Here is an 11,647-nt window from a genome sequence, read left to right as displayed (position 1 = left end):
ATGAAGAAGTGGATCGCGCTCACGCTCGCCGCCATCGTGCTGGTGTTCGCATGGGTCGCCGCCGGGCCGTACATGACGATCCACGCGATCCAGCGCGCGGTGCAGGCCGAAGATGCGGGTGAGCTCGCCGAACAGGTCGACTTCCCCGCGGTGCGCGCCAGCCTCAAGGCGCAGATGGTCGACGAGATGATCCGCCAGGCCGGTCCCGACGTGCAGACCAATCCCTTCGGCGCGATCGCGCTGACGATGGCCACGGGCGTGGTGAACGGCCTGGTCGACGGCATGGTCAATCCCGGCGGGCTCAGTGCCGTGATGCAAGGCCGGCGCCTATGGAAGAACTCCAAGGAAAGTTTCGAACGTCCGCCACTTGATGCGAACGGCGATCCCTTGCCGGCGACGCCGCCGTCGAAACCGCTGGACAACGCGAAGATGCGTTACGAATCGACATCGCGCTTCACCGCAACGATCCGCGACGAACAAGGCAAGCCCGTCGTCTTCGTGCTCAAACGCGATGGCTTGCGTTGGCGCCTGGCGGATATCCGCCTGCCGCTGGGGCCGAACACTCAGAAGTAAAAGCGCACCGCGAGTTGCGCCTGCACGTCGACCTGCCGCGGATCCAATCCTTCGTCCAATCGCTGGTTGCGCGCACTGTCGATGCGCAGGACTTCGCCGATGACGCGGATGCGGTCGTTCGGGCGCCAGTTGAGCGCGGCCGTAATCCCGTTGCCATGTTCGCCGAGGAAGGCCGGCGTGCCGTTCATCGTCTGCGCCAGCTGGAACAGATCCACGCGCAGCGCCGGTTCCCACGCGCCGAACGCGCGCGTGGCAAGCACGTAGCCGGCGTTGAAATCGGTGTCGAACACCATCGACGGATCCGGCGCGATGCGCGTGGTGCCCGTCATCAGCTGGCCGACGACCAACCATTGTCCGATGCGCTGTTGCGCACCCGCCGACCAGAACCGCGTGTGCCACCCGTACACCTCGCGCGCACCGTAATCGGTGTCGCGGCTCGGATCGGTGCGGTTGTCGTAGTACAGCACGCGCGCGCGATCTTCCCCGGCTTCGCGATCCACCGCGACATAGAAGCCCAGGCGATCGTCGATCTCGGTGAAGGGTTTGAAACGCATCGGGACCGACGTGTACACCATGTCGGCGTAGACATCGGGTTGGCGCACGCTCGCGTCCAGGCCCGAGGTGAGGTCGCCCATCGCCCAGCCGCGCGAAGCCAGCAACTCGCCGGCCGGATCGTTGCGACCGAACAAGGCCGCGCGTGCGCTCCACGTCGCTTCCTCGCCGCGGTGTTCGAGCCGCAACTCGCTGCCGAAGACCCGCAACTCCTCGCCGACCCAGCTGTCGATCGCCGAGGGCGTGATCGTCCACGGGCTCGTCCAGCCCACGCCGTCGTTCTCCATCGAGATCGGCGCGAAGAACATGCCGGCGGTGGCGGAGAAGCGCCAAGGCGAGGTCGAAACCGGGCGCCAGCGCACCCATGCATCGAGCAGGTCGGCATCGGGTTTCAAATCGGGCACGTATTGGCCGGAGGCCGACAAAAGGAGTGCATCGCTCGCCTGCCAACTGACGTTCAACGCCGCGTTGCCGCCCAGCGCATCGTCGCCGTCGCCGAAACGCGTCTTGCCCAAGCCGCCGTCGCGCCACGCGCGTTCGTCGGGCGTCGTGGTCGCGCGCGCTTCGACGAAGCCGCGCACTTCCACGGCCTGCGCCTGCGCGATGAACCCCCAGGTTGCCAATGCGAGCAGTGCCGTGCGCTTCACGCTTCGACTCCCGCTCGTGACGACACCAGCGCAAGGAAGGCTTCCGCCGACAACGGGCGCCCGACCTGGTAGCCCTGTGCATGATCGCAGTGCATCTCGCGCAGCATCTCGATCGTCCGCGCATCCTCGACGCCTTCGGCGGTCACGCGATAGCCCAGGTCGTGTCCGAGATCGACGATGGAGCGCACGATCGCGCGGTCCTCGCGCGATTCGGAGAGGTGCGCGATGAACGTGCGATCGATCTTGAGTTCGCGCACGGGCAATCGCCGCAGATAGGCGAACGAGGATTGGCCCACGCCGAAGTCGTCGATGGCCAGGGCGATTCCCTGCTCCGCCAAGCGCCGCAACACCGCGATCGCGGTTTCGGGCTTGCCCATGATGGCGCTCTCGGTGATTTCGAGGATGACGCGCGAGGGCGAAACACCGTGCGCCGCGAGCAGGCCGGCCACGCGGCGCGGCAGGTCCACGTCATCAAGATCGCGCGCCGACACGTTGAGCGCGATGCGCAGGTCCTCGCCCGCCGCCTGCCAGCGGCCCGCCTCTTCGATGCCCGCGCCGAGCACCCAGCGCGTGAGGCGGCGGATGTTGCCGGTTTCTTCGGCGAGCGCGATGAACGCGTCGGGCGCGAGCGGGCCGGCGACCGGGTGCCGCCAGCGCAGCAGGCCTTCGGCGCCGTCGATGCGGCCCGTCGGCAAATGCAGCTTGGGCTGATAGACCAGTTCCAGTTCGCCATGCGCGCCCGGCGCGCCTTCGAGCACCTTGCGCAGGTCGCTCATCAGCGAGAGGCGTTCGGGGCGATGCGGGTCGGTCGCCGGGTCGTAGACCGCTACCGGTTCTTCCGTGCCCATCGCACCGAGCAGCGCCACTTCGGCGCGACGCAGCAAGGTGCTCGCTTCGCCGCCGTGCATCGGTGAAAGCGCGATGCCGACCGCGGGTGAGAGGTCGAGCGTGAACTCCGCTTCGCGATACGGTTCGGACAGCACTTCGACGAAACGCAGCGCGGCGTTGACTGCCTGGCTACGCGTGGCCGAAGGGAGGAACACCGAGAATTCGTCGTCGGTCGCACGCGCGACCAGGCCATCGCCCGCGATCGGCGCGATGCGCTGCGCGGCGTCGGCCATCAGGCGATCGCTGACGACGTGGCCCATCGTGTTGATGATGTCCGGCAGTCGCGCCATGCCGATCATGAGCAAGGCCGCGCGCGCCGAAGGATGGGCTTCGAGTGCGCCGCCGATCGCCGTCTCGGCGGCCATGCGGTTCGGCAGGCCGGTGACGAGGTCATGGCCGGCCTGGTGGCGGATGCGGGCTTCGCGTTCGCGCAAGGTTTGCACCATGTGCGAGAACGCGCCGGCGAGTTGGCCCAGTTCGTCGCGACGGGTCGCATGCGCGGGCGGAAGGAAGGCGGCGTCGCCGTCGGCGATGCGCCGCGCGGCATCGGCCAGCGCCTCCACCGGGCGCGAGACGCTGCGCGCGATGAGGAAGGCCACCATCAGGCCGACGAGCAGGCCGAGCCCGAGCAGCACCGCCCAGGCCGAACCGACCGAGCGATACGGTTCCAGCGCGGCATCCACCGAATAGCCGAGGACCGCGACGACCGGCGCGCTGCGCTTGGAGTGCGACAGGGACACGGCCTGCGCGACGTAGTCGCGTCCGTCGACGTCGATCAGGACCGGGCGCGTGGCGAGTGCCGGGACTTGCGCCGCGAGCGCGGGCGTCACGTCCACGTTCGCATCGCCGCCCGCCTGCGCGAGGATGCGCCAGCGCGTGTCGGCGCCGCGCGTGGCCAGCTCGATGCGCTTGGGCAGCGCGGACTGGCGTTGCAGGCGTTCGAGCAATCGGTTGTCGACGGGAATGGCCGCGGCGATGAAACCGACCAGGTCGGGTGCCGACACCGGCACGACGACGACCCAGTACGCGCGTCCATCCCACGCCGCGATCGCCGATGCGGGCGCTTCGAGCGCGCGCTCGGTCAGGTCGGAGAACGGAAACGCGGCGCCCGGCGCGAACTTGCCTTCGGTATCGGCTTCGACGCGCCCCTCGACGTCGACCAGCAGCATCCGCGTCGCACCCACGCGCTTGCCGTGGTTGCGCAGCGCGGAGACGACCGTGGCGTGGTCGCGCTGCGCGATCGCCGAGCGCAGCGCGAAATCGAGTGCGAGCACCTGCACGCTGGCCGCGACGCGATTGGAGAGTTCATCCAGTTGCCCGGCGAACGCACGCGAGGCGACATCCAGCTGCCGCTGCCCTTCCCCGATCAACTCCGCGCGCGTCACGCGATAGACGAACACCGCGGTGAAGCACTGCACCAGCACCAGCGCGGCGACGAAGAAGGAGGCGAGGCGGACGCGGAAGTTCATGGCGTCAGTAATGCGTGTGCTCGCGATCGAACTGGCGCCGCGAATCGGGCCGCAGCGTCAGCGGAAAAGCGACGTTCCGGCTTTCCTGCGCGGCGAGCACGATCGACTGCTGGCGCAGGTCGGGCCGGCCGGCCGGCAGGCGCGGCTGCCACACGCGGACTTCGAAGGGCCCGGCCGGCAATCCCTCGAACGACACGCGCCCGGTGGCATCGGTGCGCGCGGCGTACGGCGCATCGGTGATGTAGAGATAGCTGATCATGCCGTCGTGGATGTTGCAGCCCACCGCGACCACGCCGGTCTTGTCGAGCACCAGCGGCGCCGAGCGTCCATTGGCATCGACGACCATTTCGAATTGCTTGGCGGGCGAGAACGAATACACGTGGTGCCGCGTGCCGTCGCTGTTGCGGAACACCAGGCTGTCGCCGGGGTGGAAGACCTCGACGTACGGCAGGAAGGTCAGGTTCTTCTGGTCGACGATGCGCGCCGCGGGCGCGACCCGCGGCCCGGCGCCGAGCACGGTGACCACCGCGTCGGCCACGGGCTTGCCCGCGCGATCGGTGACCTCCACCGACAACGTCGCGGCCCGCGTCCAGGACGAGAGCACCAGCAAACCCAGGCATAGAAACCCGCACACCCCTGACCGCATGTCGTCCCCCCGGTCGACATTCCCCATCGGCGCAGCCTAGCCGACCCTCACGCCCCCAGTGTGAACGAAAAAGACGGCCGGTTCAGCCCGCCTTCGCCGGCTCGTTGGAGACCCCGTGCGGCACATGCCCGGCGGCGACGTGCCGACGTGCCGAGTCGATGTTGTGCAGCGAATCGTCGAAGAAGATGTCCGCGCCGAAGGTTTCCAGGAACGGGCCTTTCGGCCGGCCACCGAGGAACAGGGCCTCGTCGAGGCGGACGTCCCAGTCGCGCAGGGTGCGGATCACGCGCTCGTGCGCCGGCGCGCTGCGGGCGGTGACCAGCGCGGTGCGGATCGGCGCGGCATCGCCGGCGGGGAACGCCGCCTGCAGGCGGTGCAAGGCGTCGAGGAAGCCGCGGAACGGGCCGCCGGACAGCGGCTCGTGCGCGTTGGTGGTTTCGTGGTCGTGGAAGGCGGCCAGGCCCTGCTCCTGCGACACGCGCTCGGACTCGTCGCCGAAGATCACCGCATCGCCGTCGAAGGCGATGCGCAGTTGCCCGTGCGTCTGCGTGGCGGCCTTCGCGGGGAGGATCGTGGCGGCGGCGACGCCGTGTTCGAGGGCGCGGCGGACGCTTTCGGGATTCGCCGACAGGAACAGGTGCGCACCGAAGGGCCGGATGTAGGGCCAGGTCGGCGCGCCGGAGGTGAAGGTCGCGCGCGAGATGTCGAGCCCGTGGTGGTGGATCGAGTTGAAGATCCGCAGGCCGGTATCGGAGGAATTGCGCGAGAGCAGGATCACTTCGACGCGAGGCGCATCGGCGCCTTCGTTCAACGCGAGCAGTTTGCGCACCAGCGGGAACGCGATGCCCGGTGCCAGCGGCGCGTCTTCGTTCTCGCGTTGATGCGCCTGGTAGGCGGCGATGCCTTCGCGTTCCCACAATTCGTGGCTGTGTTCGAGGTCGAACAAGGCGCGCGAGGTGATCGCGACGGTCAGCGGCGGATGCTGCATCTGACTCATCTCACACCACGAACTGTTCGCTGAGGATCCGCTCTTCGAGATTGTGTTCCGGATCGAACAGCAAGGTGACGGTGCGCTCGCCGGATTCGCGGATGGTGACTTCGACGACGTCGCGCACTTCGTGCGAATCGGCGGTGACGCTCACCGGGCGCTTGTAGGGATCGAGCACGCGGAAGCGCACTTCGGTGTCGGCCTTGAGCAAGGCCCCGCGCCAGCGACGCGGGCGGAAGGGCGCGAGCGGCGTCAGCGCGATCAGGCGCGACCCCAGCGGCAGGATCGGGCCGTGCGCGGAATAGTTGTAGGCCGTGCTGCCCGCGGAGGTGGCGACCAGCACGCCGTCGCAGATCAATTCCTCCAGGCGCGTCTTGCCGTTGAGGTCGATCGCCACGTGCGCGGCCTGGCGCGTTTGCCGCAGCAGGGAGACTTCGTTGTAGGCGAGCGAGCCGACGCTCGCGCCCGATTCGGTCTGCGCCACCATCTCCAGCGGCCGCAGCACGGCGGGCTCGGCCGATGCGATGCGCTGGATCAGCGCCTGGCCGATCGCCGGTTCGTCGCGATGGTGGTTCATCAAAAAGCCGACGGTGCCCAGCTTCATGCCGAACACCGGCTTGCCCAGACCGCCGTGGCGATGGAGCGTCTGCAGCATGAACCCGTCGCCGCCGAGGGCGACGAGCACGTCGGCCGCGTCGGGGTCGCATTGCCCGTGCGCCTGGATCAGCGCAGCGAGCGCCTTCTGGGCTTCTTCGGCCGGACTGGCGAGGAACGACAGGCGCGGCGCGGCGGGCAGGCTGTTGTTCGGTGTCATGCGGGCGAGGATAACCCGGCCCGACTGACGCCGGGGCCATCGGCCCCGGCGCCATTGCGCATCACCCGCGCGAGGCGAGCTGCGACAGACGCTGCACCGCAACCGAGGCCGTCGGGTAGTCCAGCGTCTTCTGCGCCGCGATCTCCTCGAGCATCGTCAGCGTGAAGCGCAGCGAGCTGTCGTCGCGGTTGAGCCACGACTTGACCTTCGCATCGGCATCGTTGCCCGGCATCGCCAGCGCCTGGCCCACGAGCAGGCGCTGCTGCGCGCCGAGCTCTTCGCGCAACGCACCACGCGCCACCGCGTGCCAGCGGCCTTCAACCGCCAGCGCATCGATCTGCTTCTGCAACCACGGCACGCGCAACGCATCGCCGAGGCGGAAGTGGACTTTCGCCACATCCGTCGGACGCGCCTTGCGCTCCTTCGCCAGCTCGAGGATGTCGGGGCACGGCTCGAGGTAAGGCAACGCGGCGAGCTGTTCGGACAACGCCGGCGACAAGCCCTTCGCATTCCAGTCCTGGATGCTCGCGACGTAGGCGGGGCGCTGCGAATCGGGAAGGATGCGCTCGCCCGCGCGGATGTCGCGGAAGCCGTCGTGGAAACGCTCCACGGCCGTCGCGATGTCGGGAATCGCACCGGGCCGCGCGAGCAACCAGCGCGTGAACTGGCGCTGCAGCGTCCAGATCACCTGCAGGGCGTCGATCTGCACCGATTCGGCGACCTTGCCGTCGAGCGCGTCGATCTGCGCCCACATGTCGCGGATGTCGAGCGTTTCGCGCGTGATCGTGAAGGCCTTCGCCACTTCCGACGGCGAGCGCCCGCTGTCTTCCTGCATGCGCAGCGTAAACGTCGCGCCCATGCGGTTGACCATCGAGTTGGTCACCACCGTGGCGATGATCTCGCGCTTGAGGCGATGTTCCTGCATGCCCTTCGCGTACTTGTCCTGCAAGGGCTTCGGGAAGTAGCGGATCAGTTCCTTCGACAGGTACGCATCTTCCGGCACGTCGGAGTTGAGCAACTGCTGGAACAACACGATCTTCGAATACGACAGCAACACCGACAGCTCGGGACGCGTCAGCCCCTGCCCGCGCGCCTTGCGTTCGGCGATCTCCTTGTCGGTCGGCAGGAATTCGATCTGGCGATCGAGCAGGCCCTGCGCTTCCAGCGTGCGCATGAAGTGCTGCTTGGAGCCCATGCGCGACAGGCTCATTCGTTCCATCAGGCTGATCGCCTGGTTCTGGCGATAGTTGTCGTTGAGCACCAGCTGCGCGACTTCGTCGGTCATCGACGCCAGCAGCGTGTTGCGCGCATCGAAGCCGAGCTTCTTCTTCTGCACCTGCGCGTTGAGCAGGATCTTGATGTTCACCTCGTGGTCGGAGGTGTCCACGCCCGCGGAGTTGTCGATGAAGTCGGTGTTGAGCAGCACGCCGTGTTGCGCCGCTTCCACGCGGCCCAGTTGCGTGAGGCCGAGGTTGCCGCCCTCGCCCACCACCTTGCAGCGCAGGTCCGCGCCGTTGACGCGCAGGCCATTGTTGGCGCGATCGCCGACGTCGGCGTTGGTTTCGCGCGAAGACTTCACGTAGGTGCCGATGCCGCCGTTCCACAGCAGGTCGACCGGCGAACGCAGGATGGCCGACATCAACTCCGTCGGGCTCATCGCGTTGGCGTCGGATTCGATGCCGAGCACGGCCTTGATTTCCGGCGACAGCGGAATCGACTTCGCGCTGCGCGGGAACACGCCGCCGCCCTTGCTGATCAGCGACTTGTCGTAGTCGTCCCAGCTCGAGCGCGGCAGCTTGAACATGCGCTCGCGTTCCTTGAACGTGCGCGCCGCATCCGGATTGGGGTCGAGGAAGATGTGGCGATGGTCGAACGCGGCCAGCAGGCGGATCTTCTTCGACAGCAGCATGCCGTTGCCGAACACGTCGCCGCTCATGTCGCCGATGCCCACGCACGTGAAGTCCTGCGTCTGGCTGTCGCGGCCCATCGAACGGAAGTGGCGCTTGACCGATTCCCACGCACCGCGGGCGGTGATGCCCATCGCCTTGTGGTCGTAACCCACCGAACCACCCGAGGCGAAGGCATCGTCCAGCCAGAAGCCGTGCGCACGCGCGATGGCGTTGGCGATGTCGGAGAACGTGGCCGTGCCCTTGTCCGCGGCGACGACCAGGTACGGATCTTCCGCATCGTGGCGCACGACGTTGTCGGGATGGATCGTCTTGCCTTCCGGCGAGAGGTTGTCGGTGATGTCGAGCAGGCCGTTGATGAAGCGCTGGTAGCAGGCCACGCCTTCGGCGAACCACGCGTCGCGGTTGGTCGCCGCATCCGGCGCCTGCTTGCAGTAGAAGCCGCCCTTCGAACCGACCGGCACGATGACGGTGTTCTTCACCATCTGCGCCTTCACCAGCCCGAGCACTTCGGTACGGAAGTCTTCGCGGCGATCCGACCAGCGCAAACCACCGCGCGCCACCGGACCGAAGCGCAGGTGCACGCCTTCCACGCGCGGGCCATACACGAAGATTTCGCGGTAGGGGCGCGGCTTCGGCAGGTCGGGGACCTTCGCCGAATCGAACTTGAAGCTGATGTAGTCGGCCGGGCCGCCGTCCTTGCGCTTTCCTTCCTTGTACTGGATGTAATAGCTCGTGCGCAGCGTTGCGTCGATGACGCCCATGAAGCTGCGCAGGATGCGGTCGTCGTCCAGGCTCGCGACGCGATCGAACAAGCCCTTCAGGGCCGCGCGCGTCGCCTCGACCTGCTGGTCGCGCGTACCGGCGCGTGCGTCGATCGCCGGCTGCACCGCGGCTTGCGCGGCAGCGTCATCGGCGATCAGTGCGCGCATCTGCACGCTGAAGCGCTCCATGCCCTGCTTGATCGCGACCTTGGATTCGCTGCCCGTGCACGGGTCGAAGCGCGCTTCGAACAACTCGACGAGCAAACGCACCAGCAAGGGATAGCGCGAGAACGTGGCTTCGACGTAGCTCTGCGAGAACGGCACGCCGGTCTGCAGGATGTACTTGCAGTAGCCGCGCAGCATCGACACCTGGCGCCACGACAGGCCGGCGGTCAGCACCAGGCGGTTGAAGCCGTCGTTTTCCGCTTCGCCGCGCCAGATGCGCGCGAAGGCTTCCTCGAAATTCTCGTCGAGGCGATCGATGTCGATCTCGCCCTGCGTGGACTCGACCTCGAAGTCCTGGATGTAGGCGACATCGCCGTTGGACACGATGCGGTACGGGTGCTCGGAGATCACGCGCAGGCCCATGTTCTCCATCATCGGGAGCGCATCGGACAGCGGGATGTCGTCCTTCAGGCGATAGAACTTGAAGCGCAGCGTGCCGTCGCGGCGCGAGCGATACAGCGACAGGCGCAGGTCGTCGGCGCCGGAAAGCTGCGAAAGATGTTCGACGTCGGTGGCGGCGACCGCCGGGCTGACGTCTTCGATGTAGCCGGCCGGCAACGCGCGACCGAAGCGCGTGGCCATGCGCAGGCCCGCCTCCTCGCCGTGGCGCTTGCCCAGTTCCTCGGACAGCGCGTCCTGCCAGTCGCGGACGATCGTCGCCAGTTCGGCGTCGAGCTTGCCTTCGTCGGCCTGCACCTGCGAACCGGCGCGCGGACGCACGATCAGGTGCAGCTGCGCGAGCGCCGATTCGCCGATGTGCACGTTGGTGTCGACGTGTTCGCCGTCGAGCTCGCGCTTGAGCATCGCTTCGATGCGATGGCGCATGCGCGTGTCGTGGCGATCGCGCGGCACGTAGACGAGCACCGAATAGAAGCGCCCGTAACGGTCGCGGCGCAGGAACAGCTTGCTGCGCACGCGTTCCTGCAGGCCGAGGATGCCGCTGGCGGTTTCGGCCAGTTCGGCTTCCGATGACTGGAACAACTCATCGCGCGGCAGCGTCTCGATGATGTGGCGCAGGGCCTTGCCGCTGTGGCTGGCCGGGCGCAGGCCCGATTCGCGCATCACGTATTCGTAGCGCTCGCGCACCAGCGGGATGTCCCACGGACGGCGGTTGTAGGCGCTGGAGGTGTACAGGCCGAGGAAACGCTGCTCGCGGATCGGCTTGCCCTTCGCATCGAAGGACAACACGCCGATGTAATCCATGTAACCGGGGCGATGCACGGTGGCGCGCGCGTTGGTCTTGGTGAGGATCAGCGCGTCGACCGAACCGGACTGCGGCATGTAATGCGCCGCCAGCGAGGTGAGCGGACGCGGCTTGCCGCCGTCGGCATTGCGCAGCAGGCCCAGGCCCGTGTCCGGGTGGGCGATGAGCATGTCTTCCTTGCCCACGCGTTCGACGGTGTATTCGCGATAGCCCAGGAAGGTGAAATGGTTGTCGGCGGCCCAGCGCAGGAATTCCTGCGCCTCGGCGCGGCCGGCATCGGACACCGGGATGTTGTGCGAAGGCAGTTCTTCGGCGACGGCGAGCATGCGCGTGCGCATCGCGTCCCAGTCGGCCACGCTCGCGCGCACGTCTTCGAGCACGCTGCGCACGCGCTTTTCGATCTTGCCCATCGCCTCGGGCGGCTGGCGGTCGATCTCGATGTGGATGAAGGACTCGTTGGTGCCCTCGCCAACGCCGGCGAGCTTGCCGGCCTTGTCGCGCGTCAGCGGGACGACCGGATGGCCGAGCACGTGGACGTTGATGCCCATCTCGGCGAGCGCCATGGTCACCGAGTCGACGAGGAAGGGCATGTCGTCGTTGAGGATCTGCAGCACGGTGTGCGGCGATTCCCAACCGTGTTCCTTCGTGGTCGCGTTGAACAGGCGGACGTTGGCCTTCTTCGCCTTGCGCGTGGCGGCGAAGTCGAGGATGCCCGCGGCCAGCGCGGCCCAGCCCTCGGCGCCGTGCTCGACGTATTCGTCGCGCGTCATGCGCTTGTAGAAGCTGCGCGCGAAGGCCTCGGCCTCGGCGGCGCGCGCCTTGGGCACGCGCTTGCGCAGGGCCTCGAGGATCGGCGCCAGGTCGAAGCGCGCAACCGACGGTTGCGTACCGGTGTTCTTGCTGGAGGAGGTTGCGGTCGCTTTCTTCGGAGCGGCCTTGACGGATTTCGGACGCGTGCTCATGGGGGCGA

7 protein-coding genes are annotated in these 11,647 nt (G+C 67.7%); 1 reads left to right on the top strand and 6 read right to left on the bottom strand.

What is annotated here, in order from left to right:
• Nucleotides 1-573 (top strand): DUF2939 domain-containing protein, encoded by a 573-nt coding sequence (locus tag AC1DOM_RS07990; protein ID WP_498962010.1) that lies wholly within the window; start codon nucleotides 1-3, stop codon nucleotides 571-573.
• Here AC1DOM_RS07990 and AC1DOM_RS07985 read toward each other — a convergent pair.
• The 6 genes from AC1DOM_RS07985 to AC1DOM_RS07960 all read right to left on the bottom strand — a co-directional run bounded on the left by AC1DOM_RS07985 (nucleotide 564) and on the right by AC1DOM_RS07960 (nucleotide 11,639).
• On the bottom strand, nucleotides 564-1,772 hold the full coding sequence (locus tag AC1DOM_RS07985; RefSeq protein ID WP_498962008.1) for a porin: 1,209 nt from the start codon (nucleotides 1,770-1,772) through the stop codon (nucleotides 564-566). The genes AC1DOM_RS07990 and AC1DOM_RS07985 overlap by 10 nt on opposite strands.
• Complete coding sequence (locus AC1DOM_RS07980) at nucleotides 1,769-4,129, bottom strand: putative bifunctional diguanylate cyclase/phosphodiesterase (RefSeq protein WP_498962006.1); 2,361 nt, start codon at nucleotides 4,127-4,129, stop codon at nucleotides 1,769-1,771. The genes AC1DOM_RS07985 and AC1DOM_RS07980 overlap by 4 nt, the downstream gene beginning before the upstream one ends.
• A 4-nt stretch (nucleotides 4,130-4,133) precedes the next feature.
• Nucleotides 4,134-4,733, bottom strand: a complete 600-nt coding sequence (locus AC1DOM_RS07975; protein ID WP_498962004.1) for a carboxypeptidase regulatory-like domain-containing protein — start codon at nucleotides 4,731-4,733, stop codon at nucleotides 4,134-4,136.
• A gap of 124 nt (nucleotides 4,734-4,857) precedes the next feature.
• On the bottom strand, nucleotides 4,858-5,772 hold the full coding sequence (locus AC1DOM_RS07970) for a 5'-nucleotidase (RefSeq protein WP_498962002.1): 915 nt from the start codon (nucleotides 5,770-5,772) through the stop codon (nucleotides 4,858-4,860).
• Nucleotide 5,773: 1 nt separating this feature from the next.
• Nucleotides 5,774-6,559, bottom strand: coding sequence for an NAD kinase (locus AC1DOM_RS07965; protein ID WP_498962489.1), 786 nt, complete (start codon nucleotides 6,557-6,559; stop codon nucleotides 5,774-5,776).
• Between the two features lie 79 nt (nucleotides 6,560-6,638).
• A complete protein-coding gene (locus AC1DOM_RS07960) occupies nucleotides 6,639-11,639 on the bottom strand; it encodes an NAD-glutamate dehydrogenase (RefSeq protein ID WP_498962000.1) in 5,001 nt (1,666 codons plus the stop codon).
• Between the last annotated feature and the right edge of the window lie 8 nt (nucleotides 11,640-11,647).

The sequence above is a fragment of the Lysobacter sp. P5_B12 genome (assembly GCF_056400425.1).
Note: the sequence above shows the minus strand (reverse complement) of the source record. Positions and strands in the feature narration are given on the sequence as shown.